General features: G+C 37.5%; 9 protein-coding genes. 7 read left to right on the forward strand and 2 right to left on the reverse strand.

The annotated features are described in order from the left end of the window. Position 1 precedes the first annotated feature (1 nt). The 3 genes from A6J74_RS17635 (at position 2) to speB (ending at position 3,270) form a co-directional block, all read left to right on the forward strand. Complete coding sequence (locus A6J74_RS17635) at positions 2 to 1,165, forward strand: MFS transporter (protein ID WP_000444237.1); 1,164 nt, start codon at positions 2 to 4, stop codon at positions 1,163 to 1,165. 186 nt (positions 1,166 to 1,351) lie between these two features. Next, complete coding sequence (speE, locus tag A6J74_RS17640) at positions 1,352 to 2,179, forward strand: polyamine aminopropyltransferase (protein WP_080609549.1); 828 nt, start codon at positions 1,352 to 1,354, stop codon at positions 2,177 to 2,179. A gap of 218 nt (positions 2,180 to 2,397) precedes the next feature. Next, positions 2,398 to 3,270 carry an agmatinase gene (gene speB, locus A6J74_RS17645; protein WP_001209829.1) on the forward strand — a complete coding sequence of 291 codons (873 nt, stop codon included), beginning with the start codon at positions 2,398 to 2,400 and terminating at the stop codon, positions 3,268 to 3,270. A 388-nt stretch (positions 3,271 to 3,658) separates the two neighbouring features. Here speB and A6J74_RS17655 read toward each other — a convergent pair whose 3' ends face one another. Next, entirely contained in the window at positions 3,659 to 4,696 is a 1,038-nt protein-coding gene (locus tag A6J74_RS17655; protein ID WP_000996326.1) for a PTS sugar transporter subunit IIC, read from the reverse strand. 234 nt (positions 4,697 to 4,930) lie between these two features. On the opposite strand from A6J74_RS17655, the gene A6J74_RS17660 reads away from it, so the two are divergent. Further along, the gene (locus A6J74_RS17660) at positions 4,931 to 5,293 is read left to right on the forward strand and encodes a YxeA family protein (protein ID WP_000779927.1); all 363 of its coding nucleotides are present in this window, start codon (positions 4,931 to 4,933) and stop codon (positions 5,291 to 5,293) included. 25 nt (positions 5,294 to 5,318) lie between these two features. On the opposite strand, the gene A6J74_RS17665 is transcribed toward A6J74_RS17660, so the two are convergent. Further along, positions 5,319 to 6,359, reverse strand: coding sequence for a S66 family peptidase (locus tag A6J74_RS17665; protein ID WP_131229125.1), 1,041 nt, complete (start codon positions 6,357 to 6,359; stop codon positions 5,319 to 5,321). Between the two features lie 148 nt (positions 6,360 to 6,507). Between A6J74_RS17665 and A6J74_RS17670 the strand changes: the two genes are divergently transcribed. The 3 genes from A6J74_RS17670 (at position 6,508) to A6J74_RS17680 (ending at position 15,949) form a co-directional block, all read left to right on the forward strand. Continuing rightward, positions 6,508 to 6,945 carry a YwiB family protein gene (locus A6J74_RS17670; RefSeq protein WP_000744341.1) on the forward strand — a complete coding sequence of 146 codons (438 nt, stop codon included), beginning with the start codon at positions 6,508 to 6,510 and terminating at the stop codon, positions 6,943 to 6,945. Beyond that, complete coding sequence (gene argS, locus A6J74_RS17675; RefSeq protein ID WP_001086439.1) at positions 6,945 to 8,615, forward strand: arginine--tRNA ligase; 1,671 nt, start codon at positions 6,945 to 6,947, stop codon at positions 8,613 to 8,615. Before A6J74_RS17670 ends, argS begins: the two co-directional genes overlap by 1 nt. Before the next feature lie 1,274 nt (positions 8,616 to 9,889). Then, entirely contained in the window at positions 9,890 to 15,949 is a 6,060-nt protein-coding gene (locus A6J74_RS17680; RefSeq protein WP_080609551.1) for a Cna B-type domain-containing protein, read from the forward strand. The last annotated feature ends 306 nt before the right edge of the window (positions 15,950 to 16,255 follow it).

Genomic DNA, 16,255 nt, shown 5'->3' on the forward strand with positions numbered 1-16,255 from the left:
AATGGAGAGCAAACAAAAACTAGGGAGATTGATTACAGTGGTGGCTACTTTCCTTGCCTTTTCTGGTATAGGGGTAGTCGATCCAATCTTGCCAATTATTGCTGAGAAAATTGGTGCAACACATTGGCAAGTTGAAATGTTATTTACCGCATATATTTTAACGATGGCAATTATGATGTTACCAGCTGGTATATTCGCATCAAGATTTGGTGATAAGCGCATGATGACAATCGGTCTTGCAATTGTAACTGTATTTGCGTTTATATGCGGTATATCGCAAACGATTGCTCAATTATCTCTTTTCCGTGCTGGATGGGGATTAGGAAATGCGATGTTTTTTGCTACAGCAATGACACTTTTAATAGCATTAAGTAAGGAGGTTCATGAAGCAGTAGGATTATATGAAGCAGCTATCGGTTTAGGAATGGCAGGTGGCCCATTGTTAGGTGGTATATTAGGTGGACATTCTTGGCGTTACCCATTTTTCGCAACGAGTATTTTAATTTTCTTAGCATTTATTTTAGTATTCTTTTTTGTAAAAGAACCGGAGCGAAAAGTGAAGCGTAAAGCAGCGGGCGTAGGTGAATTACTTAACTTGGTGAAATATAAACCGTTTATGCAAGGTGCGATTTCAGGGATGTTATACTACTACGGATTTTTCGTCGTGCTAGCATATTCACCACTTATTATGCATTTATCAGCTATTCAATTAGGTTTTGTATTTTGTGGATGGGGATTAGCGTTAGCTTACGGTTCCGCAATTTTAGCACATAGGCTAGAAGGAAAATATGAACCGAAAACATTGTTAAAAGGTAGTTTACTCGTATTTGCGATTTTCTTAATTGCATTATTCTTTGTGAAAATTATGTGGTTACAAATCGTATTAATTGTCCTATCAGGATTAGCATCTGGTTTAAATAATGCATTATATACAAGCTATGTAATGGATATTTCACCTTATGAAAGATCTGTTACTTCAGGTGTTTATAACTTCGTTCGTTGGTTAGGAGGAGCGATTGCTCCCATTTTATCAGGAGTTATCGGACACACTGTTTCACCACAAAGTCCATTTTTAGTCGGTGGAGTTGTTGTATTAGTTGGTTGCGTTATGATCTTAATTCCGATTCGTAAACCGGTAGAAATAGAGACAAAAGCCCTTTCTTAAGAAAGGGTTTTCTTTCCTATTACAAGGCAAACCCTTTCCACATATATGTTAGAACCCTCTGACTAAAATATATTTTCGGTATTTTTGTACTTTTAACTATACATTTTGGATGTTTTGTTTTATTTTTGTTAGGGGACATTAATGATGTCCCTATTATAAATTTGCATTGAAAGGCGTGATTGTACGATGGAACTATGGTTCACTGAAAAACAAACAAAACATTTTGGGATTACGGCACGTATTAACCGCACATTACATACGGAGCAAACAGAATTCCAAAAACTTGATATGGTTGAAACGGAAGAGTTCGGAAACATGCTTATTTTAGATGGCATGGTTATGACAACAGAAAAAGATGAGTTCGTTTATCATGAAATGGTAGCGCACGTACCTTTATTTACACATCCAAACCCTGAAAACGTATTAGTTGTCGGTGGTGGTGATGGCGGTGTTATTCGTGAAGTGTTAAAACACCCAAGCGTAAAAAAAGCAACTCTTGTTGAAATTGATGGAAAAGTAATTGAGTACTCTAAACAGTACTTACCATCAATTGCAGGCGCATTAGATGATGAGCGTGTAGAGGTGAAAGTAGGAGACGGTTTCCTACACATCGCAGAAAGCGAAAATGAATATGACGTAATTATGGTAGATTCTACTGAGCCGGTAGGACCAGCAGTAAACTTATTTACGAAAGGTTTCTACGCTGGAATCTCTAAAGCGTTAAAAGAAGATGGTATTTTCGTTGCACAAACGGACAACCCTTGGTTCACACCAGAACTAATTACAACTGTGTTCAAAGACGTAAAAGAGATCTTCCCAATTACTCGTTTATACACAGCAAACATTCCAACGTATCCAAGTGGACTTTGGACATTCACAATCGGATCTAAAAAACATGATCCACTAGAAGTAAGTGAAGAGCGTTTCCACGAAATCGAAACGAAATACTACACAAAAGAATTACACAATGTAGCATTCGCATTACCGAAATTTGTTGGCGATTTAATTAAGTAAGAGCGTTAAATTGAAATAAATAAAGTGTAAGTAACTCATTTAAGGTGTTTGTCTAGAAGGCTTGAACATGCTAGTTACTTACACTGCTACAAATGAAGTAGTCTTCTTGTGATAACAAGAAGGCCCAGGTAAATCGAGAAAGAGGAGCAGTACGCTCCAAATTTGAGAAATAATGAAAGGTTGGGATACCTTAAGTTCCACATAAGGAGGAAAAGAATATGCGTTTTGATGAAGCTTATTCAGGTAAAGTATTTATTAAAAGTCATCCAAGTTTTGAAGAGTCAAAGGCGGTTATTTATGGGATGCCTATGGATTGGACAGTAAGTTTCCGTCCAGGATCTCGCTTTGGCCCTGCACGTATTCGTGAAGTATCAATCGGTCTTGAAGAATATAGTCCGTATTTAGATCGTGAACTAGAAGAGGTAAAATATTTTGATGCGGGTGATATCCCATTACCATTCGGAAATGCACAACGCAGCTTAGACATGATTGAAGAGTATGTATCAAAACTTTTAGATGCCGGTAAGTTTCCACTAGGTCTCGGCGGTGAGCACTTAGTGTCTTGGCCAATTTTTAAGGCAATGGCAAAAAAATATCCGGATTTAGCAATCATCCACATGGATGCTCATACTGATTTACGTGAATCGTATGAAGGGGAGCCTTTATCCCACTCTACACCAATTCGTAAAGTGTGTGATTTAATTGGTCCGGAAAACGTATATTCTTTCGGAATTCGTTCTGGAATGAAGGAAGAATTTGAATGGGCGAAAGAAGTAGGTATGAACTTATACAAATTTGACGTATTAGAGCCGTTAAAAGAAGTATTACCGAAACTTGCAGGACGTCCAGTCTATGTCACAATCGACATTGATGTATTAGACCCAGCTCATGCTCCTGGAACAGGAACGTTAGAGGCTGGAGGTATCACATCTAAAGAACTATTAGATTCCATCATGGCAATTGCAAATTCAAATATAAATGTAGTTGGAGCAGACTTAGTAGAAGTAGCTCCTGTCTACGACCATAGTGATCAAACACCAGTCGCAGCAAGCAAATTCGTGCGGGAAATGCTGCTCGGTTGGGTAAAGTAAAAGTGAAGCCGACTGTTTAGACCCGGTGACTAAGGTTCTTTCCTGCAAAAGGTGCTTTTTATCTTTTGGCAGGGAAGGTTCTTAGACGCAAGGGGCTAGGAGGCGTAACTGGATAGAAATAAAAGCGGAAGCGGCTCGCTCAGAATGTGAGGAGGATGGAGCTTCAGACGTAGAGGCGCTTTTTGCCTCGAAGGAAGAAGCGAAGCCACCGACCATTCTAGCCGCTGTAGCTGGATAAAGTAAGAGTCCCCTATGAATAGGGGCTTTTATTTTATCCGTTATGTGTCGGTAAGTCGATATATTAAAAAAATCGTCGATATAATCCCATTTACCATAGCAAGACATGAAAAAAAGAGTTATTCTCAAAAGGTGAGAATAACTCTTTTTCTTATGCAACCTTTTCTTCTGAAGCAATGCCGCGAATTTCATCAGCAGAGCGGATCGGATATTTGCGGAACACAATAGATCCGATGTATCCGACAATAGTGGTAACGATTCCACATAGTACAGCAGCGATCGTTACTTTTATAACGTCATTAAATCCAAACAAGACGAGAAGCCCTGGAATTGGTGATGCTGTTCCTGGCGCATTATTAACGAGCTGGAATAGCGATGTAATAATACCGGCAAGCGCGCCGCCAACGAAGTTTGTCATATAGATAGGAATTGGATTTGCTGAGACAACATCGGCTTGTGTTAAAGGCTCGATTGCTACAGCAATTGTATCTTTCTTTGAACAAATTTTTAGTCGTTTAAAGAAAATAAAGTTCATCGGGGCTGAGGCCGCAACGGCAAGACTGCCAATTGCCATTGGTAAACCTGTTAATCCAAGCATTGCAGTTAATGCCATAGAACTTAATGGAGAGGTAGAAATAACTGTTATTAATCCACCAAGCATAATACCCATAATGATAGGACTTTCTGTAGTTGCAACTGAAATCATAGAACCGATTTTACCAAGTGTTGCGTTAACGAGTGGATCCATAAGCATGGCCATTCCACGTGAGATTGGTGCAGCAATAAATAGGATTGCTAAAAACTCTACACCAGCTGGTAATTTCTTTTCGAGAAATTTCACGACGAAGGCACAAACGTATCCAGCAAAAAATCCTGGTAAAATACCGAATCCACTAGTAGCGATACCGATTAAAACAGCGTATACGGGTGAAACGCCGATTGCTAATGCTACTAAAATTGCTGCTGCAACACCGCTCATACTACCAGAAGCTTCTCCTACTGATTGTAAAAAGTCATTATGAAACATTTCTCCACCTATATAACGGTGAAATGCTTCAATAAGAAAACTTGCGATTGCTGCATTAGCTAAAGCACCCATCGCCTTCATTCCGTAAGGCGCACGGTAACTGAAAAGTGTAAATAGACAAAGTACAACAAGTAATAGTGCTAAACCTTGCAAGATAGCCATTTGAAAACTGTCTCCTTTGATTTTTGTAATAAAAATTTGTATCATTCAATAATAATATAAAAGTTTGTGAAACGGAAAAATTTTTTATTGGGAAATTGCTGTAAGGTGAAAAACCCTTACAATAATGTAAGGAAAGTGTAAGGCATTTCGATAGAGTATAGTATGCTTTTTTTCGTATAATACAGGTATAGACATACGGTTAGTGAGAAAGTAGTGCAAACAGGAGGCGCATTTATGAAATTGGTAATTAAAGTTTTAGCTGTGTTCGCCATTATTTTAGGAGGAACAGCATATTATTTAAACACGAAAACAGAAGGTGTGCATGCTTTTGTAGACAACTTCTTTTCAAATAAAGAAATACAAGATTATTATGCTGTTATAGATAAAAGCGAGAAAAAAGACGATGAATATTTGTATACATTTAAAGGATATACAGAAGATGGAAATTTACAAGTTATTAAAAGAATGGTGAACCGTGAATTGCATACGGGTGCTTTTATAAAAATTTATGCAAAAGGTATGCAGGGAAAAGGATGGGCTGAAATCCCGAAAGAATCAATCCCACAAAAAGCGTTGCAAAAAATAGAAAAACCATAAAAGGAGCGAAACGTTCGCTCCTTTTTTAGTGCGTTAAAATGGTGATAGCTGAACTTTCTTTATTAGAAATGATTTTTGCACGTCCGCCAATTGGGAAAGTGAAGATCGGAGTTGTATGTCCGAAACTTGCATTCGCAATAATAGGGATATGTGCAAGTTCAGGCTTTGAAGTAATCATTTCTTGAATGTCCTCTATCATACATTCTGCTCCTTTTTGCATTCTTCCTATAACGATACCTTTTACGTATTCAAAATCAGTTTGTTGCATAAGAGAATGTAAGTATCGATCGAAAGTTTTAAGTGTAGCTTTTCCCGTTAAACTATCTTCTTCAAGAAATAAAACTTTATCTCGTAAGCTTGGCATATACGGTGTACCTTGTAGTAAATGTAAAGTGCTCATATTTCCGCCGATAATATCCCCTGTAGCTTCTCCTTCTTGAATCGAAATATATCCTTCATTTTTAATAAATTCTCGATTTTCCTGATCTATATACCAAGAATCATCACTCCACGTTTCAGATGGTAGGATTTCAATAGAATCATTAGAAGTTAAGCATTTAAAAAAGTAATCGGTTGTATACGCAAGACCTTTCTCCATTCCAAATGAAGAGAAGTGAGGACCTGAATATGTAACAAGACCTGTTTTTGTATAAAGTGCGTTATGTAAAGCAGTAATGTCAGAATAGCCGCAGAAAAACTTTGGATTTTCGCGAATTAAATCGTAATCGAGATGTTTCAATAAGCCGTTAGAGTTATATCCGCCAAGTGTCGTCAAAATTGCTTTTACATTAGGGTCTCTAAATGCTTCGTGGAGGTCTTGAACACGTGAAGAAATAGAAGAGGAAGCGAATCGATCTATCTCATCAGCATATTTTGAGAATGTAACTTGAAAGCCCATGTCGGTTAATCTTTTTATAGCAAGGTTTCTGTTTTCATTTGAGACAATACTTAAACTACAAGATGGTGAAATAACTCTTATTTCATCCCCTTTTTTTAATTTTGTTGGTATCACAACATTCCCCCCTTTAATTAAAAGAATATTTAGATTTAAAAAATATTTTATCATATGAAATAAAGTGAGGGTGAATTATTTTTTGAAAAGGAGTTTTCCTGATTTTTCAGCAGACAGACAGCATCTTTTTTTGATATGATAGGAAAAGTGATTTATTATAAGTAGTATTTAATATCTATAACATTTGAAAGGTGTGCAAGACGTGAAGAAACAACTTGCAGGCTTGCCGGTACACGTTCATTTCGTAACAGAAATCCGTGAAGGGGCGAGGAAGGAAACCGTTGCTTTTGAAGCAAATGGTCAATACTATGTAAAAGGTCAAGGTACATACGTAACATTCCAAGAGCCGAACGAACAAGGCGAAGTGAAGACAATTATAAAAATTCAAGATGAACAAGTTCTCATTATGCGTTCAGGTGCTATTTCTATGCGTCAGGCGCATGTGAAAGGTGAATGGACAACTGGTACGTACACGAGTGAACTTGGTACGTTTGCACTGCAAACGAAAACTGATAACGTTCTTTTTAAATGGTCGGATGAAAAGAAAAAAGGACAACTCTTCTTAACGTACGCATTGCTTCTAAGTGAACAAGAAGCTGGCAGATATACAATTACAATTAACTTGAAGGAGGCAAAATAATGAATTCTTTAGAACAGGTAAAAGGATTGATTAAAGAAGAAATTCAAGCTGCTGTATTAAAGGCAGAATTAGCAACAGAAGAACAAATTCCAAACGTTGTATTAGAATCTCCAAAAGATAAAACAAATGGTGATTTCTCTACAAATATGGCAATGCAACTTGCACGTGTTGCGAAAAAAGCACCTCGTATGATTGCAGAAGAATTAGTTGCAAACTTCGATAAAGCAAAAGCTTCTATTGAAAAAATTGAAATCGCTGGTCCTGGTTTTATTAACTTCTATATGGATAATAGTTACTTAACAGACTTAATCCCAACAATCGTTAATGCTGGTGAAGCTTACGGTGAAACGAACACTGGTAAAGGTGAAAAAGTACAAATTGAGTTCGTATCTGCAAATCCAACAGGTGACCTTCACTTAGGACATGCACGCGGTGCTGCGGTAGGTGACACTTTATGTAACGTATTAGCAAAAGCAGGATACGATGTATCTCGTGAGTACTACATTAATGACGCGGGTAACCAAATTCATAATTTAGCTCTTTCTGTTGAAGCTCGTTACATGCAAGCGTTAGGTTTAGATAAAGAAATGCCAGAAGACGGTTACCACGGTGCAGATATTATCGGTATCGGTAAACGTTTAGCTGAAGAGTTTGGCGATCGTTATGCGAAAGCTGATGCAGAAGAAAGCTATGAGTTCTATCGTTCATACGGTTTGAAATATGAGTTAGCAAAACTTCAAAAAGACTTAGAGAGCTTCCGTGTTAAATTCGATGTATGGTTCTCAGAAACATCATTATACAAAAACGGAAAGATTGATCAGGCTCTTGCTGTATTAAAAGAGCGTGACGAAATCTTTGAAGAAGGCGGCGCAACTTGGTTCCGTTCAATGACTTACGGTGACGACAAAAACCGTGTATTAATTAAAAACGACGGTTCTTACACATACTTAACGCCAGATATCGCTTACCATCGCGACAAATTAGAGCGTGGTTTCGATAAATTAATCAACATTTGGGGTGCTGACCACCACGGTTACATTCCTCGTATGAAAGCTGCGATTCAAGCACTTGGTTACGATAAAGACACATTAGAAGTAGAAATCATCCAAATGGTACAACTATACCAAAACGGTGAAAAAATGAAGATGAGTAAGCGTACGGGTAAAGCAGTTACACTTCGTGAGCTTATGGAAGAAGTAGGCGTGGACGCAATGCGTTACTTCTTTGCAATGCGTAGCGGTGATTCTCATTTAGACTTCGATATGGACTTAGCTGTATCAAAATCTAATGAAAATCCAGTATACTATGCGCAATATGCACATGCTCGTGTATGCAGTATCCTTCGTCAAGGTGAAGAGTTAGGATTAGCTACAGGCGGAGACGTGAACTATAAACTTGTTACTTCTGAGAAAGAAGTAGAATTACTGAAAAAACTTGGTGAATTCCCAGCTGTAGTTGCGGATGCAGCGCAAAAACGTCTGCCACACCGCATTACAAACTATGCATTTGAATTAGCTGCAGCACTACACAGCTTCTACAATGCAGAGAAAGTATTAAACCAAGATAACTTAGAGTTAAGTAAAGCTCGTTACGAATTAATGAAAGCAGTACGAACTACACTTCAAAACGCACTAGCAATCGTAGGAGTATCTGCACCAGAAAAAATGTAATAGACAAAAGAAAAGATGCTTATTTTTGTTTAGAAGTGATATACGAGTTGACATAAAAACATCTATTCAATGTATAGACTGATTAGATGTCAAAGAAGACCAATGAAAAGCTGTATGGCTTGATAAGGGGAAGTTGAAACAGAAAAAGAGATGGCAAAGCTATCTCTTTTTCTGTGCCCAATTTTCTAATCTAAATATATGTGATAGTGATGAAGTGAAAATAGAAAAATACCAATTAACTATTGATTTTTAGGAACGATTCTAGAATAATAGACTGTTGGGGGTAAGATTATCAAAATCCATATATGTATTATTAGTTGTTGGAATGTTACTAGGAAATGGTGTGATTGTTTTGAAAGATATTGTTACAGCTATGCCAAATACTAAAATAACAATGCATCTAACCAAGTATCTAAACAATTAGTAATCAATCTTGAAAACTTCCAACTTAGTCAAGAAACTAGGGGTGGTATGTTTAAAATAGTACATATAGTACAATTAAAGTTTTCATGATTTGATAAAAAATAATGAAAGGATATAAATCTCTCGGTTTTGATAGTATCATCACATATAAGCTCATTTTAATTCTTCGACATAGCCATGGAACCCATTAGGCAAAGTGTTTTTTCTCGACACTCATTTATATACTCCAAAAATGAAAAGGCTGAATTTCGTATTTCTATACGATTTATATGAAATCAGTTGACAATCATACCCTTTTTTAGTTACCCCCAAATTCGTTCCACTGTATTCAAATTTGGAGAATATGACTTTCATCTTGCATAGGCAACCAATACTTCATCCAGAACGTTTTTAATTATATAATGCTTCTTGTTCTATTTGTTTCGGTGTGTAGGTTGGTTGTGTAACTAAACACAAAACGTTTTAACATATGCCCAATTTCACCTCAACTCATAATGACAGAAAACGCACCTTCAATGACATCTTTTAGAATACGAGTATCCTAGCATGTTTCACAGTCGTAACCTTCTTCGGCGGATATGCTAAATTCGATTATAGATTGTACTTCTTGGTATTCTTTAGGAGGATAAGTAAGGAAGTTGTCCAAATGCATATTTACTGTGAAATAGCTCTTCCATACTTGTCGGCAATAAATTTTTGTATTTATAGAGCAAGCGTTTGCGTTGGTGATGATAATAGCTATCAAACATATTTTAGTAGAGTGGCTTAATGACATTGATATAGTGGAATCTTTGTCATAGTATATTTGTTCTAGAATCTAGAAACATTTTATAGGGAGGATAACAGAAAGCATGTATTTAAAAAGGATAACTTCAATTTTTTCGATTATAATGATTTTCATGTTTACTATAGGTCAGAGTCTTTTACCTATAGTAGCAAACGCACAAGAATTAAATACATTAGGACTTGTGGATAGTTTTAAAATTGATAAAACAGATCTTTCTATCGGACAACGGACTAAAGTAACTATAAACTTCAGTGAAAAAGATAGTCTTAAGATGAAGCCTGGAGACACACTAACATTAACACTGCCTCCAGAATTAAAAGGATTAAATACAGAGTTTCTATTAGATGATTATGGTACTTGTAAAGTCACTGCAGGTACTGTGGTATGTACATTTAATGATAAAGTGAGTACACATCAAAATATTAAAGGGTATTTAAACTTTTTTGTGGAAGCTGCTAATGTAGGAACGGATGAAAAGAAAGAGATTGAAACCAATTTCGGTACAAATGTAGATAAGCAATCTGTAACAATTACCGGCCCAAGCAGTGGTGGGGGTACAGATCCTGGAAAGCCACCATTTTTTTATAAAACTGGTGATATGAACTCAGGTAAGAGCGATGAAGTACGTTGGTTCTTGAATATAAACTTGGCTAAAGAAGAGTTAAGTCGTGATATTGTTGTGACTGATAATTTACAGGAAGGTCAAACACTTAATAAGGATAGTTTCTATATAATTGTAGATGATTATATAGGTCGTCGATCTTTAACGCTACAAGAGCTTGAAAAGCAAGGTTACGGAACGATTACCTTTACTGGAGACAAATCATTTAAAGTTGTGCTTAATAAGGGTAAAGCGCGTCTTGCCTCCTTTTCGATTGGTTATACATCTACTATAACGGAAGCTGGGAAGAAGCAAGAGTTTTTTAAGAATGATTATACGATTGATTACCAAGTTCTAAACAAGGAACCAGTTACCGAATCGGGTACTCATCCAGTCGAAAATATGATAGCTGGCGGTGGTGCTGAAGGTAATGTGACTCCAAAAGGAACACTAAAAATTGTGAAGCATATTGAAGGGGATGAAGAAAAAGTAATCCCAAATGTTTCGTTTAAGTTGTATAAAGAGTCTGATGAACAAGTTGGAGATGTATATAAAACAGATGAAAAAGGGATAATTGAAATCCCTAATTTACAACCAGGTAAATATTATGTGAAAGAAGTTTCAGCTCCAGACTATGTTGATTTCGATCCTCAAGCAAAAGTAATTTTTGAAGTTAAATCAGATGCTGTAAATGGAGTTAAGTTGCCAATTCCGAATAAGTTGAAAACTACATCTATTGCAGGGACGAAGACGTGGAAAGGCGATAACGAGAAAGATCGTCCAAGTTCAATCAAAGTAGACTTACTACAAAATGAGGAAGTAGTAAACACGAAAGAAGTAACAGCGGCAGATGGTTGGAAATACAAATTTGACAACCTAGCAACGTATGATGCAAATGGAGTAGCGTACAAGTATGAAGTAAAAGAACAACCGATAGATGGATACACAACAGAAATAAACGGTTATGATATTACAAATACAAAAGTGGTACAAAAAACCAAAGTAGAAGGAACGAAAACATGGAAGGACGGAAATGCGGAAGGTCGTCCAACGATGATTAAAGTAGACTTACTACAAAGCGGTACAGTGATTGCGACGCAAGAAGTAAGCGAAGCAACAGGCTGGAAATATGAATTTAAAGATTTGGCGATAAACGATGCAGACGGAAAAGCATATAAGTATGAAGTGAAAGAACAAGCAGTAGCCGGATACGAATCCAAAGTCAATGGTTATGACATCACGAATACAAAAGTAGGCAAGACATCAGTTGCAGGAACGAAGACGTGGAAAGGTGGCACAGAGGAAGAGCATAAAGCCATCAAAGTAGACTTACTACAAAATGATACAGTGATTGCGACACAAGAAGTAAGCAAAGAAACAGGTTGGAAGTATGAATTTAAAGATTTAGTAGCATTCGATGCAAATGGAAAAGCATACAAGTATGAAGTGAAAGAACGGCCAGTAGCCGGATACCAATCTGACGTACACGGTTATGACATCACAAATACAAAAGTAGGCGAAACAAAAGTAGAAGGAACGAAAACATGGAACGATAACAATGCAACAGATCGTCCAAGCTCGATTAAGGTAGACTTACTACAAAACGGTAAAGTAGTAGACACAAAAGAAGTAACAGCGGAAACAAACTGGAAGTATACGTTTGAAAAACTGCAAGCATACGATGCAAACGGAGTAGCGTACAAGTATGAAGTGAAAGAACAGCAGGTAGCCGGATACAAGTCTGAATTAAAAGGTTATGACATCACAAATACAAAAGTAGGCGAAACAAAAGTAGAAGGAACGAAAACATGGAAAGACGATAACGCGAAAGATCGTCCGGAAATGATCAAAGTAGATCTTTTACAAAACGGTAAAGTAGTAGATACAAAAGAAGTAACAGCGGCAACAAATTGGAAGTACACATTTGAAAAACTTCAGGCATACGATGCAAATGGAGCAGCGTACAAGTATGAAGTGAAAGAACAAGCAGTACCAGGATATGAATCCAAAGTAAGTGGTACTGATATCACAAATACAAAAGTAGGCAAAACAAAAGTAGAAGGAACGAAGACATGGAACGACGGAAATGCAACAGACCGTCCGACAATGATCAAAGTAGACTTACTACAAAACGGGAATGTGATTCAAACACACGACGTACTAGCAGTATTGGGTTGGAAATATATATTCTCAGATCTAGAAGCATATGATGCGGAAGGAAAAGCTTACGAGTATACAGTGAAAGAACAGCCAGTACCAGGATATGAATCCAAAGTAAGTGGTACTGATATCACAAATACAAAAGTAGGTCAAACAAAAGTAGAAGGAACGAAGACATGGAACGACGATAACGCAACAGATCGTCCAGAAATGATTCAAGTAGACCTCTTACAAAATGGTACAGTGATTGCGACGCAAGAAGTAAGCAAAGTAACAGATTGGAAATATGAATTCAAAGATTTAGTAGCGTATGATGCAAATGGAGTAGCGTACAAGTATAAAGTGAAGGAACAACCGATAGCTGGATATGAATCCAAAGTCAACGGTTATGACATCACAAATACAAAAGTAGGCGAAACAAAAGTAGAAGGAACGAAAACATGGAAAGACGATAACGCGAAAGATCGTCCGGAAATGATCAAGGTGGATCTTTTACAAAACGGTAAAGTAGTAGATACAAAGGAAGTAACAGCGGCAACAAATTGGAAGTACACGTTTGAAAAACTGCAAGCATACGATGCAAACGGAGTAGCGTACAAGTATGAAGTGAAAGAACAAGCAGTAGCCGGATATGAATCCAAAGTAAATGGTACTGATATCACAAATACAAAAGTAGGCAAAACAAAAGTAGAAGGAACGAAAACATGGAAAGACGATAACGCGAAAGATCGTCCGGAAATGATCAAAGTAGACCTTTTACAAAATGGTACAGTGATTGCGACGCAAGAAGTAAGCAAAGCAACAGGCTGGAAATACGAATTCAAAGATTTAGCAGCATATGATGCAAATGGAGTAGCGTACAAGTATGAAGTGAAAGAACAACCGGTAGCCGGATATGAATCCAAAGTAAGTGGTACTGACATCACAAATACAAAAGTAGGCGAAACAAAAGTAGAAGGAACGAAAACATGGAAAGACGATAACGCGAAAGATCGTCCGGAAATGATCAAGGTGGATCTTTTACAAAACGGTAAAGTAGTAGATACAAAGGAAGTAACAGCGGCAACAAATTGGAAGTACACGTTTGAAAAACTACAGGCATACGATGCAAACGGAGTAGCGTACAAGTATGAAGTGAAGGAACAGCCAGTAGCCGGATATGAATCCAAAGTAAGTGGTACTGACATCACAAATACAAAAGTAGCGAAATTGACAGTAGAAGGAACAAAAACATGGAACGATAACAACGCAACAGATCGTCCAAGCACAATCAAAGTAGACTTACTACAAAACGGTAAAGTAGTAGATACAAAAGAAGTAACAGCGGAAACAAACTGGAAATATGCATTTGCAGATGTAGAAGCATATGACGCAAATGGAGTAGCGTACAAGTATGAAGTGAAGGAACAGCCAGTAGCCGGATATCAATCTGACGTACACGGTTATGACATCACGAATACAAAAGTGGGCGAAACGAAAGTAGAAGGAACAAAGACGTGGAACGATAACAACGCAACAGATCGTCCAAGCACAATCAAAATAAACTTACTACAAAACGGTAAAGTAGTAGATACAAAAGAAGTAACAGTAGCAAGTGAATGGAAGTACACGTTTGAAAAACTGCAAGCATACGATGCAAACGGAGTAGCGTACAAGTATGAAGTGAAGGAACAACCGGTAGATGGATACGAATCCAAAGTCAATGGTTATGACATCACGAATACAAAAGTAGGCGAAACAAAAGTAGAAGGAACGAAAACATGGAAAGACGATAACGCGAAAGATCGTCCGGAAATGATCAAAGTAGATCTTTTACAAAACGGTAAAGTAGTAGATACAAAGGAAGTAACAGCGGCAACAAATTGGAAGTACACGTTTGAAAAACTGCAAGCATACGATGCAAACGGAGTAGCGTACAAGTATGAAGTGAAAGAACAACCAGTAGCTGGATACCAATCTGACGTACATGGTTATGACATCACAAATACAAAAGTAGGTGAAACAAAAGTAGAAGGAACGAAAACATGGAAAGACGATAACGCGAAAGATCGTCCGAAAATGATTAAAGTAGACCTTCTACAAAATGGTACAGTGATTGCGACGCAAGAAGTAAGCGAAGCAACAGGCTGGAAATACGAATTCAAAGATTTAGCAGCATACGATGCAAACGGAGTAGCGTACAAGTATGAAGTGAAAGAACAGCCAGTAGCCGGATACGAATCCAAAGTCAATGGTTATGACATCACGAATACAAAAGTAGGCGAAACAAAAGTAGAAGGAACGAAAACATGGAAAGACGATAACGCGAAAGATCGTCCGAAAATGATTAAAGTAGACCTTCTACAAAATGGTACAGTGATTGCGACGCAAGAAGTAAGCGAAGCAACAGGCTGGAAATACGAATTCAAAGATTTAGCAGCATACGATGCAAACGGAGTAGCGTACAAGTATGGAGTGAAAGAACAACCAGTAGCTGGATACCAATCTGACGTACATGGTTATGACATCACAAATACAAAAGTAGGTGAAACAAAAGTAGAAGGAACGAAAACATGGAAAGACGATAACGCGAAAGATCGTCCGAAAATGATTAAAGTAGACCTTCTACAAAATGGTACAGTGATTGCGACGCAAGAAGTAAGCGAAGCAACAGGCTGGAAATACGAATTCAAAGATTTAGCAGCATACGATGCAAACGGAGTAGCGTACAAGTATGAAGTGAAGGAACAACCGGTAGATGGATACGAATCCAAAGTCAATGGTTATGACATCACGAATACAAAAGTAGGCGAAACAAAAGTAGAAGGAACGAAAACATGGAAAGACGATAACGCGAAAGATCGTCCGAAAATGATTAAAGTAGACCTTCTACAAAATGGTACAGTGATTGCCACGCAAGAAGTAAGCGAAGCAACAGGCTGGAAATACGAATTTAAAGATTTAGCAGCATACGATGCAAACGGAGTAGCGTACAAGTATGAAGTGAAAGAACAGCCAGTAGCCGGATACCAATCTGACGTACATGGTTATGACATCACAAATACAAAAATCAAGGACGAACCAAATGTAGATCCAAAAGATCCAAGCACAGATCCGAAAGATCCAAGCACAGATCCGAAAGATCCAAGCACAGATCCGAAAGATCCAAGCACAAATCCAAAAGATCCAAGCACAGATCCGAAAGATCCAAACACAAATGCAGACGAAAATAGCGATTCAAAAGTTCCACCTACTACAGAAAATGATAAGCCAACATTACTTCCCAACACAGGAGGAACATCAGCAGAAATGAGTTCAATTCTTGGAGGTATGGTATTGTTCCTTTTAGGTGGAATCCTACTCGCTCGTCAGCGAATAAAATAATAAAAAAGCTTTAGATTATTGATTACACTGTAATCTGAGTAGCTGACAAATTAAAAAATTACTATTGATATTGCTCCCTTTGGGTAAGTATTCAAAAACACTTCACGATAAAGTGAAGGGAAGAATACAGCCTGAAGGGTTTTTTTATAGAAAAAAGAGAGCAATTTCAAGGTGGACTCAATCAGCGGCCCTAAAGTAATAACAAAACCGTCTTTAAAAAGCCTATTATCCATTGGGCCATAAGCTTAGAGCGTGGTATCGCATGTAATGTAAGGTCAATACTATACAATAAATGTGTTTTTATTT

The organism is Bacillus sp. FDAARGOS_235, assembly GCF_002073415.2.
GTDB lineage: Bacteria > Bacillota > Bacilli > Bacillales > Bacillaceae_G > Bacillus_A > Bacillus_A toyonensis.

Coding starts and splice junctions, on each gene's coding strand:
- A6J74_RS17660 (WP_000779927.1), top strand. CDS start 4,931: ATGAAATTGGTAATTAAAGTTTTAGCTGTGTTCGCCATTATTTTAGGA.
- A6J74_RS17635 (WP_000444237.1), top strand. CDS start 2: ATGGAGAGCAAACAAAAACTAGGGAGATTGATTACAGTGGTGGCTACT.
- A6J74_RS17680 (WP_080609551.1), top strand. CDS start 9,890: ATGTATTTAAAAAGGATAACTTCAATTTTTTCGATTATAATGATTTTC.
- speB (WP_001209829.1), top strand. CDS start 2,398: ATGCGTTTTGATGAAGCTTATTCAGGTAAAGTATTTATTAAAAGTCAT.
- argS (WP_001086439.1), top strand. CDS start 6,945: ATGAATTCTTTAGAACAGGTAAAAGGATTGATTAAAGAAGAAATTCAA.
- speE (WP_080609549.1), top strand. CDS start 1,352: ATGGAACTATGGTTCACTGAAAAACAAACAAAACATTTTGGGATTACG.
- A6J74_RS17665 (WP_131229125.1), bottom strand. CDS start 6,359: ATGATAAAATATTTTTTAAATCTAAATATTCTTTTAATTAAAGGGGGG.
- A6J74_RS17655 (WP_000996326.1), bottom strand. CDS start 4,696: ATGGCTATCTTGCAAGGTTTAGCACTATTACTTGTTGTACTTTGTCTA.